The following is a 19,430-nucleotide window of genomic DNA, read 5'->3' as shown; positions in this document are numbered from 1 at the left end:
TGACAACCAGCAACTGACAACCAAAACCTACACCCGTTCCCACTGGCCGGTGGCGGGGTTGAGCTGGCGCAGTACCCGGGCGGGGTTGCCGGCCACCACCGAGTAGGGCGGCACGTCTTTGGTGACCACGCTGCCGCCGGCCACCACCGCGTGCCGGCCGATGCGCACGCCGGCCGTCACCACGGCGTTGGCCCCGATCCAGACCTCGTCCTCCACCACAATCTCGGCCGCCGTGCAGGGCTGGTCGCGGATGGGGCGGCTGGGGTCCTGGTAGCCGTGGTTGAGGCCCGAGAGCACCACGTGCTGGGCCAGAATGACGTGGTGGCCGATGCGCACGGGCCCGATGAGCACGTCGCCGATGCCGATGAGCGTCCGGTCGCCGATGTGGATGCCGCCCATGCCGTTGGCCACCGTCACGTAGTCCTCCAGGATGGAGTCGCGGCCCAGCTCGAAGGCGTGGAAGGGCACCAGGTCGCGGCGGGCGCGGCGCACCAGCGAGCCGGGGGCATACTTGTGCACGAAGGGGTTGGCCAGCCACTTCACCCAGAAGCGGGGCCGGGAGCGGCGGGGCTGAAACAGCAGCCAGGCGGCCAGCTTTTTCAGCTGCGGGCTGCTTTTGATGCGGGCGGCCAGGCCGGAACTACGGGCGGCCGGGGCCGCTTCGGCGGCAGAATCGGGAGTAGAAGCGAGAGACATGGAACGGGAAGTGAAGCGCGGAACAGATCAGGGGCGGGGCGGCGGATGAAAGTCGGGCGGCGGGGGTGCGGCGGCGGCGCGCAGGCCGCTGCGGATACCCAGCAGCAAGCTCAGCAGCGCGGGCAAGGCAATGATTTCCCAGGGCATGGCAGTGTAATCAGGAGGGGAGCGGCGCAGCGGCCGGTTCGGGAGGTTGCGGGGCGTGGGCCGCGTGGGGCGTGGGCAGGAAGGTGCCCCGGGCCCGGCCCAGCCGGCTTAAAGCCCGCGTCATAGCCAGCAGCGCCAGCGGCAGGTGCAGCAGGGCCGTGGCCACCGGCCGCGAGTAGAAGCGGCGGGGCAACGCCAGCAGCAGGGCCAGCGCGGTGCCGGCCAGCAGCCCGGCCCACCACGCGGGCGGCGGCCCCCAGCCGGCGGGCAGCAGCAGGGCCAGCCCCAGCAGCAGCGTCAGCAGCCCCAGCAGCAGCACCCGCGGCAGCAAGGCCGACTGCACAATCTTATCCACGAACTCCAGGCGGCCCCGGCGCAGCTGGCTGAGCGCCTCGGGGCCGTATTTGCGCAGAAACTCCAGCTGCGCGGCCATCCAGCGGGTGCGCTGGGTGCCGAATACGCCGGCGTTGGCAATCTTCTCGTCGTAGACGTCGGCCTCGGGCAGGTAGCCGATGGGCACCCCGTCGCGCAGGATGCGGAAGTCGATTTCCTTGTCCTCGCCGGCCGTTTCGCCGATGTTGTGCAGCAACTGCTGCAGATAGGTGTAGTCGAAGGCCATGCCCGAGCCGATGAGCGAGGCCGACATGCCCAGGCGGGCGTGGCCCAGCCGGAAGATGTGGTTGTTGATGGCCTCGTTGCAGGCGTCGAGTACGGCGAAGGGCGAGTCCAGGTTCTTGGCCGTGCGGTGGCCCTGCACCACCTGGTAGCCAGCCGCAAAGGCCTCGTTCACGCGGGCCAGAAACCCGGGGGCCATGACGTTGTCCACATCGAGCACCACGGCCACGTCGTAGGCGGTAGCGGGCAGGGTGGCCAAAGCCGCCTGCAGCGCCTGGCCTTTGGTGCTGCGCGCAAACCGCACTTCCACCACCTGGGCACCTTGGGTGCGTAGCGCGGCCACGGTAGTGGGTTGCAGTCCGTCGGCCACCACGCACACAGTCAGAGCGCCGGCGTAGGCGTGGGCCAGGGCGGCGGGGGCCGTCTGCAGAATCACGGCGTCGGCCTGGTAAGCGGGCAGCAGCACGCACATGCGGCGGGGCGCGGCCGGCGCTGCCGGCGCGGGCGGCAGCACGCGGGCCCGGCGGTGCCCGGCTAAGGCAAAAAACAGCAGGTAGAGCACGTTGCCCAGCAGGTAGAGGCCCAGCAGTTGCAGCGCCCCGTTCAGCACGAGCTGCAGCAGCCAGCCGGCCGCCACCAGGACGTCGGTCAGCCCAAGGAGGAGGTCGTTCATCGGGAGGCAGCGTTAACGGGGGAAGTGAAGTGAGCCGGGCGGGGCAGCTCGCGGATAATGCGGGCCGGTACGCCGGCCACCAGCGTGTAGGGCGGCACGTCGCGGGTTACCACGGCCCCGGCTGCCACGGCCGCACCTTCGCCGATGGTCACGCCCTGCAGAATCAGGGCGTTCATGGCAATCCAGGCGTGGTCGTGGATGCAGACCGGGGCGCGCTGGCCGGCGGCATTGTGCTGGGCGGCGTCGTGGAAGTCATCGTCGAGAATCACCACATTGGGCCCCAGGCGGACGTGGTGGCCGATGGTGACCTGGCAGCTTACGGAAATGTGCACCCCGTTCAGGCGGGTGTCGTCGCCCACGCGCAGCACGGCCCCAGGCCCCACAAACAGCTTCACCCGGCTCACGTGCGACCAGACCCGCACGCGGTGGCCCAGCTCGATGCGGCCCTCGTTGCGCACCAGCGGCCGCCCCCGCACCGATACCAGCCGGCCCCGGTGTACGCCCGGCAGAAACAGGGCGGTGCTGAGCAGGCGCAGGCTGCCCTGCAGCCCATCCAGGGCCAGGGCCAGCAGCCGGCCGGCCGGGCCCCGGTGGGGGTAGCGCGCGGCCACCTGCTGCCAGCGCTGCCGCAGCACCCCCCGCAGGCTGGGCGCGGCGGCGGCAGAAATCGAAGCCGGGGAAAGGGTAGTTGTTGTTGTCATCGTAGAAAGCGAAAAGGCCGGGTGGGGAAACGAAACGCCGCTCAGGCGGCCAGGGTAGCGGGCCGGGCCGGGGCGGCCAGCCATTGGTTGTGGTGCACCTGGCGGGCCTGCAGGTGCCAGCGCAGGCCGCGCCAGAGGGCCCGCAGGTGCTTCCACTGCCGGGCCAGGGCAAAGCGCAGCGCGTGGCGGGGCACGGCCACCAGCAGGAAGTACAGGGCCCCCACCCAGAACTGCACCCCGCGCAGGTTGCGGCGCATGTACAGCAGGCGGTTGCGGTACTGGTAGTGCGTCTGCAGCACCGAGGCCCGCCCCACCGACACCGACTCCTTATGATACACCGTGGTGCTGCCCACGTAGTGGCACTCGTAGCCGGCGCGCTGCACCATCTGGCACCAGTCGTGCTCCTCGTAGTACAGAAAGTACTGCTCCGGCATCAGGCCCACCTGCCGGATGACGGCCATGGGCAGCAGCATGGCCGCGCCGTGGGCCAGGCCCGTGCGGTAGCTGCCATCGTGCTGGCCCTGGTCGGGCTGCTGGCTGCCGATGGTGCGCCCGCGGCCGGTCCAGGGGTTGATGCCCGCGCAGCCGGCGTACTGAATCAGGCGGTTGGCCGAGTGGTGGTAGATGATTTTGGGCGACACAATGCCGGCCCGTGGGTGCTGCCTGAACGCGGCCAGCAGCGGCTCCAGCAAACCCGGCTCCACCTCGGTGTCGTTGTTGAGGAATAGCACGTACTCGCCCCGCGCCACCCGGATGCCCAGGTTGTTGCCGCCGGCAAAGCCCAGGTTGCGGGCCGAGCGCAGCAGCCGCACTTCCGGAAACTGCGCGGCAATGGGGGCCGGGTCGCGGGTGGGCGAGGCGTTATCGACCACGATGATTTCCACCCGCGGATAGGTGAGCTGCCGCAGCGAGGCGAGCATCGCGCACGTCACCTCGGGCTGGTCGTAGTTGACGCTGATGATGGAAACAAGCGGGGTCATGGGAGGAGAGAAAAGCTGCCGGGGCCGGCAGTAGCGGAGAAAAACGGGCTAAGCTGTAAGCGCCAGGGGCGGGGCGGCCGGCGCGGATTCCGCCGCCGGCTCCGGCAGCGGCGTGTCGAGGCGCGGCCCCAGAAACACGAAGCCCCAGCCCAGGTACACAATCATGGCCGACGGCATCTGGTTGATGACTTCGTTGCCGTAGCTGGCCATCAGAATGCCGCAGTAGCCGGCCGTGAGGGCCAGCAGCTTCTGGCGCAGCAGCGGGTTGCGGGTGCGCCACACAATGCCGCAGCTCTTGCCCAGAATGTAGAGCATCATGCCAAACCAGATCAGGAAGCCCACGATGCCGTACTCGGCCCAGATCTTCACGAAGTAGCTGTCGGGCGCGATGGTGGAGAGGTACTTGTCGCCGTTGTACTTCTCGCCCCACATGCCAATCACGCCCACGCCGCCACCCAGCGGCCGTGAGGCCAGGTACTCGCGCAGCTTGGCCTGGTTGCGCAGGCGCACCAGCAGCGAGGGGTCGTTGGGGTCGAGGGAGGTGCGCATGCGCGCCACGCTGGGGTTGTTGTTGCCGATGGTGGTGTATTTGAGGATGCCGAACGCGCCGCCGGCCAGCAGCCCGCCCAGCACCAGCACCTTCAGCTGCTTGCTCAGCACCAGGTGCATGAAAATGCCCGCCACCAGCACGAACATGGCCCCGCGGGTACCCGAAATCAGCATGCCGTAGAGGGTGCTGGCCGAGACAAACCCAAAAATCAGGCGCTTCCACCAGCGGAACGGGCCGGTGGCCAGAGCCAGGCACACCACGGCAATGTGCGCCTGGGAGGCCCCGAACTGGGCCGCCTCGCTGTAGAAGGAAAACACCCGCAGCACCCCAAACAGCACGTGGGTTTTGGCCGCGCCCGTGTCTAGCCACAGCTGCTCGGCCGCGTCGGGCCCGATGATTTTCTGCTTGATGCCGTAGTAGGCCCCGGCCACCGAGAAGAAGATGACCAGCATCAGGAACAGGTTCAGGTCGCGGGGGCGGTAGAACAGCATGAACACCAGCGGCGTGCTCAGGGCCCAGTAGAAGGTGGTGCCGCGCATCTCGTAGTACCAGCCCAGGATGCTGGCCCCGGCCGGATTCCCGATTTCCAGGATGTTGATGAGAAACCAGATCAGCCCCAGCTTGCAAAGGTCGTTGTTGAGGCGGGGCCAGTGCACCACCTGGCGGTTGCGGTGATACGCCAGCGCCAGCCACAGCAGCAGCAGCAGCCCATCCATGCCCAGCCCAAAGGGGGCGCCCTTCAGGTGGCGGTTGATGGTCATCACCAGAAAGCAGTACACGATGAAGGCCACCACGCCCACCCTCGGCACCTGAAACAGCACCGTGAGGCAGAAAGCTGCCACCGGCAGCCCAATCAGTACCCCCGGAATCAGCATCCCCATCCGGGCCGTGAGCACGCCGGCCCCGGCCGCCAGCAGCACGGCCCCCGGCAGCAGCAGCTGCCGGGCCTGCGCCGGTGTAAGCCAGGACGTGGGGGAGAAATTCATGGGAGCGGAGGGGATGGAAAACGAGCGGTGAAAACGGAGAAAACAGACTAAGCGGTAGCGGCGCGGCGGCGCCAGAAGGCCAGGCGCAGGCGCGGCCGGCGGCGCACGGGCTCGTGCTGCACCAGCAGCTCCCGGCTCTCGTAGGCCTGCACGCCGCAGAGCACCGCTTCCACGGGGGCCATCGTGAGGCTGCGCAGATCCTGCAGCGCCTGGGCGTCCTTGGGCTCCCAGGTGCGGGTGTTTTTCAGGGCCAGCAGCAGCAGGTGCACCTCGGTCAGCGGGGCCACCGGGTAGGTGTCTTCCAGCAGCGCGGGCAGCTCCAGCAGCACCACGTGGGCGGCCTGGCCCTGGGTGAGGCGGGCCAGCGGCCAGCGCTGCACCACGGCCAGCGCGGGCGGGTAATAGGTGGCGTCGGGGCCGGCGTCGGTGCCCTCGGGGCAGACGGTGAGCACCTCCAGGCCCAGGGCCCGGCACTTGATGGCCAGGGCCTGCAGCAGCTGGGTTTTGCCTTCGTGGCGGCGCGTGCTCACCAGGCCCACTACAAAGGGCGTGGGGGCGCCCTGGGTGCCGGCGCGGCGCACCACTTGGCGGGCCAGGTGGTCGAGGGCCGTATCGGCGTAGCTGCCGGGGGCGGGGGGCGTGGCTGAGGGCGGGGGCAGCACGCCCAGCACTGGCAGCCCGGTCTGGGACGCGGCCACGCTGGGCTTGCGCAACGACTTGTCCAGCAGCCCCAGCCCCAGCAGGGTGGCGGCCACGAAGAAGAAGCCCCCGAACGAGCCGCCCGCCACCAGCATAAGGCGTTTGCCGCCCTTGGCGTGCAGGGGCAGGAAGGGCGGGGCCACCACCTTCAGGTCGGTGGTCAGCTCGTTGTTCTGCTGCGAGGCGCGGCTGTCGTTGAGGCTGGTCAGCAGCGCGAGGTAGGTCTTCTGGGTCAGCTCGATTTCGCGCTCAATGCGCTTGAGCGTGGCCCCGAGCGGCGCCATCTTGTGGTACTCTTCCATAAACTCCTGCTTGCGCTGCAGCATCACCTCCAGCTTGGCCTTGTTGTCGCTGCATTCCAGCATGTTGCGCAGCCACTCGTCAATCAGGCCCTTGCTGGGGATGCCCTCTACCGAGTTGAGCTGGCTGTAGTGGTCGTTGAGGGTGGTGCGCATGGCCTCGGTGAGCTCCCCGATGCGGGCCTGCAGCCGCGGCGCATCGGTGGGCGTGCCCGGCTCGCGCAGCCGGCCGTAGAGCTGCTGGTTGGCCAGGCCGGCCTGCAGCTGCTCCAGCTCGCGGCGCTGCTGCAGCAGCTCGCCGGTACTGAGTAGCGCCCGGTTGCGGCCGGCCAGCTTCAGCTCGATGGCGGCCAGCCGGGCTTTGGCGGCTGCGTACTGCATCTGAATCTTGGTGATGTCGGCGTAGAGGCCTTCCCGCTCGCCGGCAATGTATTTGGTCTGCTCGTAGTAGTTGATGATGTTGTTGTCGCGGTTGAAGGCCAGAAACTTGTCCTCGGCCGTGTTGAGCAGCACCAGCGCCCGGGCCGTTTCTACCTCGTAGTACTTGATGACGGTGGCCGTCTGGTCCATGCGCAGGCCGCGGTACTTCTCGCTGAACACCTGGGTGGTGAGCTCCAGTGTGTGGCGGCAGATGGCCGGGTCCTCGGCTTCGTAGTCCAGCTTCACCAGGTCGCTGGACTGAATGCGGGAGGCATTCACGTGGCCCAGCGCGTCCACCGAGTAGGTAGGGTCGAAGGAGTTGAGCAGGAGGTACAGCTCGTTGGTGTCGTTGGCGCCGGCGTAGGCGCGCACCCGCGCCAGGGTTTCGGCCTGGGTGGGGCCGGTGAGCTGCTGGCGCAGTGCGGCGGGCAGCAGCGCGTGCAGCCGCATGAGCGAGTTCCAGTTGAGCCGGGCCGGGTCGAGGTGGTCTTTCATCTGCAGGTGATGGGTGAGCAGCTGGTAGGCTACTTCTTCCTTGGTTTCGCGCGACTTGATGAGGTTGAGCAGGTTATCGAAGGCGTTGTTGGTGGAGAAGAAGTCGGTTTCGGCGTTGCCCTTGAGCGTGTAGCCCGAGGCAATGCCGGTGTAGAGGGTGGTTTCGGAGGTATAGGTTTTCTTCTCGTGGCGCGTGAGCAGGAAGGCCGTGGTGCCCAGCACCAGCGGCACGGCCAGCAGCAGCTTCCAGTGGCGCAGCAGCAGGCGCAGTACTTCGGCCAGGCTCATGGCTGGCGCAGCAGGTCGGCCACCTTTTCGCCAATCAACTCCTCCAGCTGCAGCAGCCCCGTGGCCAGGCGGCTGTCGGCGGTTTCGTAGTCCACCAGCGCCGCCGCGTGCCGGTCGGTCAGCTGCGACATATCCACCAGCGCCAGCTCGCCGCTGCGGAACTGCTTTTCGCCCATCTGGTAGTTGAGCTGGGCCGAGAGCAGCGCCTGCTGCCGCAGCGTCACCACCTTGTGGGCCAGCCGCACCTCCTGGTACTGGTCAATCACGCGCTGGCGTATACTGGTCTGGCGGGCGCGGCTTAGGTGCTCCAGTTGCTGGAGCTGGAGCTGCTGGCGCTGCACCAGCTGGCGGCGGTTCACCAGCTTGTCCAGCGGCAGGTTCAGGTTCAGGGAGGTGGTGTAGCGGCTAGAGGCCGTAGTAGAGTAGGATCGGGGCAGCGTCGGGTCGGCCATCGTCAGGTTGGCCACGTTGCCGTAGCCGTAGCCGCCGGCGAGCTGAACGCCGCTCAGCAGCACCCGGCGCGCCAGCAGCAGGTCGGTCTGGGCCATGGCTTTCTCCGTCTGCATGGCTTCCAGCTCGGGCGAGTGGCGCAGGGCCGCCGCCAGCAGCACGGGCAGCACCTGCTCCGGGGCATCGAAGAGCACCGTCGTCCAGGCGGCGGCCGGGGTGGCCGTCGGCTGGGCGCGGGCGCCGCTGCCGCAAAGCAGCAGCGCCAACAGCAACAGTACTGGTACACGCATAGTCAGGCAGGTAAGGAGGCAAGGGAGGAGCCGGGCGGGCTCACACGTTTTCTTTCTGAAACAGGGCCGGAATGGTGCGCAGAATGATGCGCATATCTTCCCAGAGCGAATAGCGGCGGGCGTATTCCACGTCGAGGGCAATGCGCTCCTGCTCCGACATATCCCCGCCCTTGCCGCGCTTGCTCACCTGCCACAGGCCCGTGAGGCCGGCCGGGGCAATGAAGCGGGCTGCCGAGTGGTCGGTCATCATCTTCTCGGCCTCGTAGAGCGGCAGCGGGCGGTTGCCCACGATGCTCATGTCGCCGCAGAGCACGTTCCAGAGCTGGGGCAGCTCGTCGATGCTGGTGTTGCGGATGAAGTGCCCGATGCGGGTGATGCGCGGGTCGTTGGCAATCTTGACGAAAGCCGCCCCGTCCTCCGCCTTTTTCCGGTCGCGGTAGAGCTTCTCGCAGATCAGCTCGCCCTGCCCGTCAATCAGCAGCTGCTGGCACTGCGAGCCGCTGGCGGCGCAGCTTTCGCACAGCCCCAGCTGCACCACGGTGGCCGCCGTGAGCACCGCGCCGTCACCCGGTTCGGGGGCTTTGGCCGCGTACTGGTTCAGGTTTTTCATGGAGGCCAGCAGCTTGTCGGCATCCGGGCGCATGGAGCGGAACTTCCAGAACCTGAATACCTTGTAGCCGGTGCCCACGCGGTGGGAGTAGTACAGCACCGGCCCGCGCGACTCCAGCTTGATCAGGCCCGCCACCAGCAGCAGCAGTGGCGAGAGGCACAGCAGGGCCGCGCCGGCCAGTACCACATCCAGCAGCCGCTTGGTCGGCGACATCCGGAACGCAAACGGGGTGGCCACTACCTCGCCCGCAGGACGGGCCAGCAGGTACAGGTGGGTCAGCAGCTCGGTGCGGGGCAGGCGCAGCGGCAGAATATCGGCCACGCCGGCCTCCAGCAGCAGGCTCCGGGCCTGCGTGCTCACGGGCTGGTCGGCCAGCACAAAGACGGGGCACTGGAGCTGCCGGTCTTTTTTCAGGGTCCGGATCAGGCCCAGGCCGAGGGGCGAGTTGAGGGGTGCCGCGTTAAGAATGGCCTCGAAGGAGCCCAGGCGCTGCTCGCACAACTCCAGCAGCTCGGTGGCGTTGCCTATCGGCAGCACGGCCAGATCGTCGGCGAACTGCTGCTGGAAACGGGCCGCCTCGCGCGGGTCCGCCGAGACGTAAACGACGGTTTTGCGAACTTGCATCGGCATCAGATCAGTACTTTGCGCAGCATAATCTGCAGCCGCAACTCCAGCTCTTCAGGGTTGAAGGGCTTCACCATGTAGTCGTCGGCGCCCTGGCGCAGGCACTGGATTTTGTTGCTGGTTTCTTCCTTGCCCGAGAGCATGATGAGCGGCACCTGCTGGTGCAGCAGGCTGCTGCGTAGCTGCCGGATGAAGGTGAGGCCGTCCATCACGGGCATGTTGTAGTCGGCCACAATGGCGTCCACGAAGTTGCCGGCCTGCAGCCAGCGCATGGCTTCCAGCCCATTGGACTGGGTAATGACCGTGTAGTGGGGGGCGAAGTAGCGCCGGAGGATAAGCTGAATGACTTGCTCATCATCTACTACGAGAAGCGTTTTTTTCATACGAACTGCACAATGGCCGCAAGGCCGGAAAAGGGTAAAATCAGTAGGGTAGGGCCAGGGTGGCGGCAGGTACGGCCAGATGCTGGTAGAGGGCTTCCACCTGCCGCACCATGGCTTCGGCCCCAAATTCGGCCTGCACCGTGCGCCGGGCCTGCCGGCCCATCTCGGCCCGGAGCGGCGCGTTGGTGAGCAGCAGCAGCAGCGCATCGGCCAGGGCCTGCGGCTGCCGGGGCGGCACCAGCAGCCCGTCGTGGCCGGGCGTAATCACCTCGCAGGTGCCGTCGATGGCAGTGGCCACCACGGGTTTGCCCATGGCCATGGCTTCGAGCACGCCCAGCGGCAGGCCTTCCCAGAGCGAGGGCAGGCAGTACACATCCAGGGCCTGCAGCACGTCGGGCACGTCGGAGCGGAAGTTTTCCAGCACCACGCGGTCCTGCAGGCCCAGCCGCTGCACTTCCGCGCGCACGGCCGGCTGCAGGTCGCCGCTGCCCACCAGCAGGAATTTCACCGGCAGCTCGCGGGGCAGCAGGGCGGCGGCGCGCAGCAGCGTCAGCGGGTCTTTCTGGGCCGTCATGCGGGCCAGAAAGCCCACCAGCAGGGTGTCTTCGCTGATGCCCAGCGCCGCCCGGATGTGGCGCGGCGGCTGCTCGCGCGGGCTGAACCGGCTCAGGTTGATGCCGTTGCGGATAACCTGGGCGCGGTCCATGCTACAGAAGGTGCGCCCGTCCTGGTAGTTGCTTTCCGATACGCACACCGTCACATCGGCCTGGCTGATGAGCAGCCGCTCGGTCAGCTGCCGGTACCGGCGCACCAGCGCGGGCTGGTCCGGGTGAAACGACCAGCCGTGCACGGTATACATAGTGGGCAGGCGCAGCCGGCGGGCGGCCCAGCAGGTATTGCTGAAGGCGCGCGTGCCGTGGGCGTGCACCAGATCAATGCGTTCCTGGCGCAGCAGCTGCTCCACGCGGCCCCAGTTGGGTGCGTCAAACGGCCGCTCGGTGTGAATGACGTGGGTGGTTATGCCCCGGGCGCGCAGTTGCTCCACCATGGGGCCGGGCGTGAAGGAAAGCACCACGGGCTCGAACCGCCGCGTATCGAGGTGGGCCACCAGGTCCAGCACGTGGGTTTCGCCGCCGCCAATCTGGCCCTGGCGGATGGTTTGCAGAATTCGGGTTTTAGCAGCCATATGGGTCAGGCGAGGCGGGCGGGAGTGAGGGCGAAGGCGGTAGCCGGGGCCAGCTCCGGCGCTGGCTCCGGCAGGGCGGCCAGGGCGGCGTACAGGCGGCCGGCGCTGGCCGCCCAGGTGTGGCTGCGGGCAAAGGCAATACCCGCGGCGGCCCGCTGTGGCACCTCGCCAGCCAGGGCGGCTTCCAGCAGCGCCGGCCACTGGTCGGCGTGGTCGGCCAGCAGAACGTGGTCGGCAAACAGGTCCATGGTGCGGGTGTGGGTGGCTACCACGGGCTTGCCCATGGCCAGGTACTCGTCGATTTTGAGCGGGTAATTCCCGGCCGTGGTGGCGTTGTTGAGCTGCGGGTTGATGCAGGCATCCAGGTGCTGCACGTAGGCCGGCAGCTGGCCGGGCTGCTTGTTGCCCAGAAAGTGCACGTTGGGCAGCTGGTGCAGCGGGCTGCGCCGGAAGTCGTCGTCCTCGGGACCCACCAGCACCAGCTGCCAGTCGGGGCGTTGGCGGGCCAGCTGCTCCAGCAAAGGCAGGTCTAGGCGCACGGTGGTCAGGAAGCCGGTGTAGCCGATGCGCGGGTGCAGAATGGGGGCCAGGTCGGCGGGCTCGGGGTGGTCGGCATCGGCTTGGTACAGGTCCAGCACGCAGCCCTGCCCGATGTCGCAGCTGTTCGGGTTCTGGCGGCGGGCGTAGTCGGCCAGATAGCCGGAGTTGGCCGCCACCAGGTCGGCTTCGCGCAGCAGCCGTTGCTCCACGGCCGGCCCGTGCCGCCGGAAATAGGGCACGTCCAGCATGTAGTCGCGCAGGTAGTACACAAAGTGGCGGGGGCGCAGCAGGCGTTTGAGCTCCGTGCCCTGAAAGATGATGCCATCCTGCAGCAGCACGGGCTGCGTGAAGCCCAGCCGCCGCGCCGCCCGCCCGATGCTGCGGGCCAGCCACCAGGCATTGAGCTGGTTGGCCCACCCGAACACGCGCCCAACCGGCAGCCGGTTCACCGACAGCGCCAGGCAGTCGGGGGTGAGCACCCACACGTTGGGCTCCGCCTCCGTCAGTCCCTCGGCCTGGCCGCGCAGCACGCGCAGGTGCTGCTGCACCTCGGGCCGGTGGCGGCCCGTGAGCAGGGCGTGCAGGTCCAGGGGCATCTGCACGTACAGCACCCGGTTGGCCCGGGCAAACTCCCGGGCCAGACTGCGGGCATTGGTGCCCAGCGGCAGCGCCCAGCTTTGCTGGCAGAGCATAATAACGTCCTGGTGCTGCATACCTCAGGTCGGTTGCTGCAGATCCTGGGTAAACAGCTGCGCTACCACCGTCGCGGTGGTTTCCACGGCCCGCACAATAAGCTGCTGCTGGCGCTGGTCGGCGGCCTGCTGGGCCAGGCTCTCCACCTGGCGCAGTTGGGAAACCGCGTCTTCCATGCCCAGGTTGCCGAACATGGCCTTCAGGTTGTGGGCCAGGTGCGCTACCTGTGGCCAGTCGGCGGCCGCAATGGCGGCGCGCAGCTCCAGCAGTTGCTCCGGCACCTGGCCCACAAACAGCTGCTTGATTTCGCGCACAAAGCCCGGGTTCTGACCCAGCCGGCCCAAGCGGTTGAAATGGTACAATGGCACTTCTGCGGCAGTCGCAGCGGGAGTGGTGGCAGGAGCAATGGATGCCATAAAACAGGGGCGTAAACCGGGTAGGGAAATAAGGGTGCTGTCCGGAGGCTACCCAGGTCCAGAGAATTCTCTCACCCGCTTGGTAGATCCGACACTCCCGGAGTGCCAGAGTTATGCCATGTTGTTTTTGTGAGGTAAGTAATTGACTATCAGTATTTATTAAACGGTTGTGCGGCCTCGCTATCGTCTATTTTCCGGACACTCGTCCAGGTGGTGGAGGCGGCCGGCTACACCGGGGCCGGCGGGGTGGGGCGCAGCGCCTGCAGCTTGCGGCAAAGCTCGGTTTCGTCGAAGGGCTTGGCCAGGCAGTCGTTCATGCCGGCGGCCAGGTATTGTTGCATATCCGAGACGTAGGCATTGGCCGTGAGGGCCAGGATGGGGGTGCGGGCCCGCCGCGCATCGAGGTATTGGCGAAACCGCGCCGTCACTTCCAGCCCACTCATGCCCGGCAGCTGAATATCCATCAGCACCACGTCGTACTCGTGCTGCTCAAACAGGGCCACGGCCGCCGGTCCGTCGGGGTCTTCATCTACCACGCCGCCCCAGCTCACCACCATCTCGCGGGCCACCAGGCGGTTGATGGTATTATCTTCCACCAGCAGCACGCGCAGGCCCAGCAGGGGCTCCTCGTCCAGGTACAGGTCGGCGGCGTGGGCGGGAGCGGCGGCCACCGGCAGCGAGATTTGGAAAGCAAAGGTGCTGCCCTGGCCCGGCAGCGAGTCCACGGTCAGCTGGCCCCCAAACTCGCGCACTAGGGCCTGGCTGATGCTCAGGCCCAGGCCCGTGCCCCCAAACTGCCGGGTGGTGTCGGCGTTGGCCTGCGTGAAGCTGTCGAAGATGTGCGCCAGCTTATCGGGCGGAATGCCGATGCCCGTGTCGCAGACGCTGAAGGCCAGCGTCAGGCTCTGCGGGGTGTGGGCCAGCAGCTGGCAGGCGACGCGCACGCTGCCGGCGGGCGTGAATTTGAGGGCATTGCCGGCCAGATTCAGCAGAATCTGGTTCAGGCGGAACGGGTCGCCGAGCACCCAGGGGCTGGCCGTGGGCAGGTCCAGGCTGAAAGCCAGGCCCTTGTCGGCCGCCTGCCGGGCCAGGGGCTCCAGCGTCTGCTGCACCGACTCGCTCAGGTTGAAGGGCGTGAATTCCAGCTCCAGCTTGCCGGCCGTAATCTTGGCCACGTCCAGCACGTCGTTGATGACGCCCAGCAGGTGCTGGCCCGAAGCCTGAATGACGGCCAGCTGCTCGCGCTGCTCTCCCGAGAGGCCCGTGCGGGCCAGCAGCGCGGCCATGCCCAGCACCCCGTTCAGGGGCGTGCGGATTTCGTGGCTCATGTTGGCCAGGAACGTGGTGCGGGCCTGGGCGGCGGTTTCGGCCGCGTTTTTGGCCCGCCGCATCTCCTGCTCGGCCAGTATCAGGTCGGTGATGTCCTGGCCGTAGCCGATGACGTACGGGGCCTCGTCGGGGGCGTGCACTACGTGGCTGTGGCAGAGTACAAACCGCCGCCGGCCCGGCCCGGCATTCACCTGCAGCACGCCCCGGAATTCTCCTTCCCGGGCCAGCTCTCCTAGGTAGTGAGGCACTTCCCGCGCGAGCCGAAGCGGCAGCACCTGCGTGAGCGGCGCGGCCGTCAACTCGGCCACCGTGCAGCCCATCAGGCGGGCGCAGGCCGGGTTGGCCGTGAGCAGACACCCGTCGAGGTTGTGGGTGTAGATGAGGGCCTGGGCATAGTACTGCAAGTCGCGGTAGCGCTTCTCGCTGCGCTCCAGTTGCAGGCGGGCCCGCTTGCTGGCCGTCACGTCGGTGCTGGCTCCGAGTACCAGCACTTGGCCATCCGGCCGGGGAAACGGGTATTTCACGGTCTGGAACCAGCGCACCTCGCCGGTATCCAGGGTCAGGGAATCCTCCGCCTGCACCTCCCGGCCAGTTGCCAGCACTTCGGCGTCGCTGCGGCTGTACTCCGCCACGGCCCGGGCTTCGGGGCCATCGGGGTGCTGGCGCACCAGTTCCGCCAGGCCGTGGGTCTGGGCTATTAGCTCCTGCATGGCCCGGTTGGCAAAGGTGGTCTGGCCCTGCTCCCGAACGTACACGGCGGTCGGTATCACGTCGAGGACCAGCTGCTGAAAAGCCTGTTGTTCGCGCAGCAGCTGGTCGCTTTCGCGGAGCTTCTCCTGGGCCAGCCGCCGGTCCGTGATGTTCATGCCGTAGCCGATGATAAAGTCCAGCGCGCCATCGGGGCGGAATACGGGCTGCAAGCGCCGCAGGAAGTAGGAGGTGCCCCCAGCGTGCGGAATAGCCTCTTCAAATTCCACGGCCGTGCGCGTGGCCAGCGCCTGGTCGAACAGGCTGCGCCGGAACTCTGCCCGTTCCATGGGTGCGTTGCGGTAAACGCAATATTCGGCGTCCGTTTTGCCCACAATCCAGGCCCTGATTGCCGGGTCGCGGATGGCGGCCGGGTTGGCGTATTGGTAGCGGCGGTCGGGCCCGATAACGGCAATGTCGCCGGGTAGCTCGTTGAGAATGGAGTTGTAAAAGGCCTGTTGCTGCGTCAGGTATCGTTCGGCTTGGTGCTGTTCGGTGATGTCGTTGAGGTAAAGCGTGGTGTAGCCCAACGCGGGCCGGGGCCGGGCCACCAGCCGGAAGTGCCGCCCGCCGCCGCTTAGCCCGGCTTCGCATGGGCCGGCCGGCCGCAGGCTGGCGGTGGCCAGTTGCCGGAGCTGGTCCTGCAGCGCGTGCCATTCGGCCGGCTCCAGGCCGTGGCGAAATTGCCGGGCTATTTCGTTGGCATACGTCAGGTGGCCCTGCGAGCTGAAGCGCAGCACCAGGTTAGGCGACTGTTCCGCAATGCTGGCCAGGTCTTGCAATGGTGCCTGAAGTTGGCACTCAGCGGTTACCTCCCGGGCCCGTACCAGCCAGCCGGCCGCCGGTTCCGGCAGCCTGGCTGAGCTCAGCTCCAGCACGCGGCCACTCTGCAGCGGCAGCTGCCAGGGTGCAGCGGCCGGGGCGGTCAGGTTTCCCCACCCGCCAGCTGGGTTGGCCAGCAGCGTCCCTGTGGCCGCCACCAACTCGGCTATGGGCCGCCCGTGCCAGGCCATCGGGTCGTGGGGTACCGGCCACAAGGCACTATACGCCGCGTTGATAATCCGGATGGTGCCATCGGGGGCCAGTAGCAGCAGGCCATCGGGTAGCAAAGCGGCGAACTGGTGTAGGTTCGGTAAGTCGAAAGCAAGCATGGGTATAAAGCAAGGGGCCATCACCGCCAGCATACTGCCTTACCATCGGGGGGGCTCATATGGCGGCCCAGGTATCCCGCACATGGGGGCGGCACTGCTGAGTTGCTCCTGGCAGCATACCGTCGCCGGCCTGCCAGCCTTATGCCAAAGTTGATTTTGTTCCTTAAACTTCCTGTGAGTGCCGGATGCGTGGCTCAGGGTAGCTTTTTCCGTCCATGTTTCGGAAAGACCGTCCGGAATATGGAGCGTGTATGCGGCACGCGCCCAAGCCCAAATCCCGGTAGGCCAAGAGGGGGCAGGCCGCCGCGCACCGTGAGTGGTTAGCTGCCTCCGTTACACGGGGTTATTGTAGTTGCACCGGATACAAGAGACGGAAGTACCAATTCCCCCAGACGCAAAAAACCCGGAAACCAGCTTTCGCAGCGCGAGGAGCAAGTTTCCGGGCATTCCGGTAGTGAATAGAAGAGCCTCCTGTCGGGATCGAACCAACGACCTACTGATTACAAGTCAGTTGCTCTACCAGCTGAGCTAAGGAGGCGAATTGTGGTGCAAAACTAGAGGCTAAAATTAGATTTTCAAGTCGGAACCGAAAAAAGAATTGCATTTTTATAGAACCCGCACAGAATCAGGGGAGTGCTAAAACGGTTGCCAGGTCTTCATCGAGGCAGTAGATATCGGGGTGGAACAGGAGCCGGTTATTACGGGCCTCACAAGTGGTATACCGCACATAGATGGGCAGGCCCTGAGCGAGGTCATAGCGGCAGGTGGTGTGGGTGGCGATGTTGCGCCGGATATCCGGGAGGGCGGCTTGCTGGTTTTCACGCCGGAGCAGATAGGTAGCCAGTTCCAAGGGTTTTTCCACCCGTATGCATCCGTGGCTGCGCGCACGTTTCGGCTCCCGGAACAGTGCCCGGGCCGGGGTATCGTGGAGGTAGATGGCATGCTGGTTGGCAAAGTAGAACACCAGGTTGCCAAGCGCATTGTGGCGGCCGGCTGTCTGCCGGATGGTATAGCCAAAGTTCTGCGGGGTGACGCGGCTCCAGCGGACCCGCCACGGGTTCACCGGACGGTTGCGGGGATCAAACAGCCGATAATTGTTGTCTGCCAGAAAGCCCGGGTCGTCCTGCAATTCGGGCAGAATCTCGCGCACGGCAATGCTATGCGGCACGCGCCACTCCGGAGCCGTCATAAACACCGTAATCCGGCTGCTGAGAATAGGAGTGGGGGTGTCGGGTTTTCCCACTACCACCCTGTGCGTCTGCACGAGTTGCCCCCGCTCGATAATCTGCAGGGAGTACGCCGCAATGTTTACCAGGGCATAGGCTTCCGAATCGGGCAGGGCGACGTCCCAGCGCAGCCGCTCCAGATTGAGCGCCACCCGGCGGAAATCGGAGGTGTTGCCGGTGGCCGGGCCGGGCAATCCGGCCAAAACCGAATCGGGCGGGAGCGTGCGTCGCCAGGCCTGCTGCAGGGCTCGGTAGGCGGTGCTTGCGGGCTGGCACTCCAGAAACGCTTCCTCAAACCCGGTTGCAGCCAGCGCTTGGGCGAGCCGCGTAATACTTTCCTGCGCGGGCTGGCCACTGAGGAAAGCCGGGGTGGTCGTATATGGCTGAAGCCGGCCGTAGCGTAGGTGGGCGGCGTAGCGTAGCAGCGCGTCGGTCAGGCGCAGCTCAAACCCGCTCAGGCTCCCGGCTACGCTGGAAGCGCGGTGGAGCGAGTCGGGGAGGGTCTGTAGGATCGGCCAGGCGTAGGAATCGGGATTGAGTCCGAACTCGGGGGCGCGCTTCAGCAGAGAAAGCGCCTGCCTTGCGGGGGCGTTCCAACCGGAATCTGGGCGCGTCCAGGCCGGCGCGAAGTTGCGCTGTAAATAGAAGTCCTGGACCGCCAATCCGGCTTTCAGGGCCAGTTTTTCATACGTGGCAGCGGGACCCAGCGCTACTGTATCGAGCAGCGCCCGCAGCGATACCACGGCTTCCGGGCCGGCCGGCTGTGGGTGGCCGGGTCTGGCGTGGGCGTCGGCATGTGCGGGGGGCAGCAGCAGCAGCCATACCGTCAGCAGCAGCCACCAGCCAGTCATGCGTACAACACTTCTTAACCGGTTCATCGCTGTAGGCTGTAGAGAAGCAAGCCGGACTGCCACACAGCAGACACCCGGTGCGGCAGGGTAGTTGGCGTATTCCGGTGTCAGGCCGTATTAAATCCCCGACGCCGGCACTACGCTTCCATAAGATACGGATTGTGGCCGCAGAATCCAACGCCGCGCACGGCCTGAGCGCGGGCGTAACGCCCGCTTTCCCAGTTCGTTTTGTCTCAGTTTATTGCCGATGCGGGTTGGAAGGCGGATGCGGACCGTAGTTTTGTGCGGTGGGTGTTGTTGCTTTGCAGCTTCATCATTGCCCTCAGATTTTGGAAACTGCCCTCATTAGCCGCACTGCCGACTTCGTTCGGGAAAAATTCTTACACGAAGGTTCCGGCCACGACTGGGAGCATATCCGGCGGGTGTGGCAGGTGGCCCGCGGCCTGGCGCAGGACACCCCCGAGGCCAACCTGCTGCACACCGAGCTGGGCGCCCTGCTGCACGACGTAGCCGACTGGAAGTTTCACGACGGCGACGAGGAGGCTGGCCCGCGGGCAGCCCGCGCCTGGCTGGAAAGCCAGCAGGTCGCCGAAAGCGTCATTCAGGCCGTGGAAATCATCATTCGCGAAGTAAGCTTCAAAGGCCTGGGGGTGCTCACGCCCATGAGCACGCTGGAAGGCGAGCTGGTGCAGGATGCCGACCGCCTTGACGCCATCGGGGCCATCGGGGTGGCGCGGGCCTTCGCCTACGGTGGCCACAAGGGCCGGCCCCTGCACGATCCGGCGGTGCCGCCCATAGAGCACGCCTCGTTTGCCAGCTATAAGCAGAATGTAGCGCCCACACTCAACCATTTCTACGAGAAGCTGCTACATCTGCGGGAGCGGCTGCATACGCCGGCTGCCCGGCGGGTAGCTGAGCAGCGCCACGCGTTTATGGAAGCGTTTGTGGCGCAGTTTCTGCGCGAGTGGGAAGGGCAGGATCTGGGGTAGAAGAGGGCAGGGGCTTTACTTTCTGTGTCAGCGGGATGCAGAGCCGGTTGTGGGCGACGAACTGTGTGGCCCGAATAACAGACCACGAACAACGAGAAACCCGCATCTTTGTCGTATGACATTCCGCTCGTTTTACTCCCGGCTGCTGGCGCCCGCGCTGGTGCTGCTGCTGGCCGCTTCCTGCCGCACCTGTCCCATCAATTCGTGCCACACCCGCAAGGTGCATTTTCATGATGGCGTGAAGTACCGGGGGCAGCCCCTGCTCAAGAAGCAGAACCCGGCCGTCGGCGAAAAAATCAAGACCTATACCCCCCGGTCCGGCCAGCACAAAGCCGATAAGAGCAAGACGCTGAAGTAGGCTGCAAGAGCGGCCAGCGGTTGGAAAAACGGCCTTTT

16 protein-coding genes and 1 tRNA gene are annotated in these 19,430 nt (G+C 66.5%); 2 read left to right on the top strand and 15 right to left on the bottom strand.

Annotated elements, in window-relative coordinates:
- Nucleotides 1–27 precede the first annotated feature (27 nt).
- The 15 genes from O3303_RS05800 to O3303_RS05730 form a co-directional block, all read right to left on the bottom strand.
- Entirely contained in the window at nt 28–696 is a 669-nt protein-coding gene (locus O3303_RS05800; protein ID WP_269561123.1) for an acyltransferase, read from the bottom strand.
- 157 nt (nt 697–853) lie between these two features.
- Nucleotides 854–2,131 carry a glycosyltransferase gene (locus tag O3303_RS05795; RefSeq protein ID WP_269561122.1) on the bottom strand — a complete coding sequence of 426 codons (1,278 nt, stop codon included), beginning with the start codon at nt 2,129–2,131 and terminating at the stop codon, nt 854–856.
- On the bottom strand, nt 2,128–2,832 hold the full coding sequence (locus O3303_RS05790) for an acyltransferase (protein WP_269561121.1): 705 nt from the start codon (nt 2,830–2,832) through the stop codon (nt 2,128–2,130). The genes O3303_RS05795 and O3303_RS05790 overlap by 4 nt, the downstream gene beginning before the upstream one ends.
- A 41-nt stretch (nt 2,833–2,873) precedes the next feature.
- Nucleotides 2,874–3,812 carry a glycosyltransferase family 2 protein gene (locus O3303_RS05785; RefSeq protein ID WP_269561120.1) on the bottom strand — a complete coding sequence of 313 codons (939 nt, stop codon included), beginning with the start codon at nt 3,810–3,812 and terminating at the stop codon, nt 2,874–2,876.
- 48 nt (nt 3,813–3,860) lie between these two features.
- Entirely contained in the window at nt 3,861–5,348 is a 1,488-nt protein-coding gene (locus O3303_RS05780) for an O-antigen ligase family protein (protein WP_269561119.1), read from the bottom strand.
- Nucleotides 5,349–5,395: 47 nt separating this feature from the next.
- Nucleotides 5,396–7,549 (bottom strand): Wzz/FepE/Etk N-terminal domain-containing protein, encoded by a 2,154-nt coding sequence (locus O3303_RS05775; RefSeq protein WP_269561118.1) that lies wholly within the window; start codon nt 7,547–7,549, stop codon nt 5,396–5,398.
- Complete coding sequence (locus tag O3303_RS05770) at nt 7,546–8,289, bottom strand: TolC family protein (protein WP_269561117.1); 744 nt, start codon at nt 8,287–8,289, stop codon at nt 7,546–7,548. The genes O3303_RS05775 and O3303_RS05770 overlap by 4 nt, the downstream gene beginning before the upstream one ends.
- Nucleotides 8,290–8,329: 40 nt before the next feature.
- Nucleotides 8,330–9,523 (bottom strand): sugar transferase, encoded by a 1,194-nt coding sequence (locus O3303_RS05765; protein WP_269561116.1) that lies wholly within the window; start codon nt 9,521–9,523, stop codon nt 8,330–8,332.
- Between the two features lie 5 nt (nt 9,524–9,528).
- Nucleotides 9,529–9,906: a response regulator transcription factor gene (locus tag O3303_RS05760; RefSeq protein ID WP_269561115.1), complete on the bottom strand. Its 378-nt coding sequence runs from the start codon at nt 9,904–9,906 to the stop codon at nt 9,529–9,531.
- A gap of 40 nt (nt 9,907–9,946) precedes the next feature.
- Nucleotides 9,947–11,092, bottom strand: coding sequence for a glycosyltransferase family 4 protein (locus O3303_RS05755; protein ID WP_269561114.1), 1,146 nt, complete (start codon nt 11,090–11,092; stop codon nt 9,947–9,949).
- 5 nt (nt 11,093–11,097) lie between these two features.
- Entirely contained in the window at nt 11,098–12,345 is a 1,248-nt protein-coding gene (locus O3303_RS05750; protein WP_269561113.1) for a glycosyltransferase, read from the bottom strand.
- A 3-nt stretch (nt 12,346–12,348) separates the two neighbouring features.
- Nucleotides 12,349–12,741, bottom strand: coding sequence for an Hpt domain-containing protein (locus O3303_RS05745; protein WP_269561112.1), 393 nt, complete (start codon nt 12,739–12,741; stop codon nt 12,349–12,351).
- A 227-nt stretch (nt 12,742–12,968) separates the two neighbouring features.
- Nucleotides 12,969–15,968, bottom strand: coding sequence for a PAS domain-containing hybrid sensor histidine kinase/response regulator (locus tag O3303_RS05740; protein WP_269561111.1), 3,000 nt, complete (start codon nt 15,966–15,968; stop codon nt 12,969–12,971).
- 465 nt (nt 15,969–16,433) lie between these two features.
- Nucleotides 16,434–16,506 (bottom strand) — tRNA-Thr (locus O3303_RS05735).
- Nucleotides 16,507–16,593: 87 nt separating this feature from the next.
- Nucleotides 16,594–18,045: a L,D-transpeptidase scaffold domain-containing protein gene (locus O3303_RS05730; protein ID WP_269561110.1), complete on the bottom strand. Its 1,452-nt coding sequence runs from the start codon at nt 18,043–18,045 to the stop codon at nt 16,594–16,596.
- Between the two features lie 329 nt (nt 18,046–18,374).
- On the opposite strand from O3303_RS05730, the gene O3303_RS05725 reads away from it, so the two are divergent.
- Together O3303_RS05725 and O3303_RS05720 are read left to right on the top strand one after the other, a co-directional pair.
- A complete protein-coding gene (locus tag O3303_RS05725) occupies nt 18,375–19,034 on the top strand; it encodes an HD domain-containing protein (RefSeq protein ID WP_269561109.1) in 660 nt (219 codons plus the stop codon).
- A gap of 115 nt (nt 19,035–19,149) precedes the next feature.
- Nucleotides 19,150–19,392, top strand: a complete 243-nt coding sequence (locus O3303_RS05720; protein WP_269561108.1) for a hypothetical protein — start codon at nt 19,150–19,152, stop codon at nt 19,390–19,392.
- Nucleotides 19,393–19,430: the final 38 nt, after the last annotated feature.

This window comes from Hymenobacter canadensis (assembly GCF_027359925.1).
Classification (GTDB): Bacteria; Bacteroidota; Bacteroidia; order Cytophagales; family Hymenobacteraceae; genus Hymenobacter; species Hymenobacter canadensis.
This window is presented reverse-complemented; position numbering and strand designations above follow the sequence as displayed.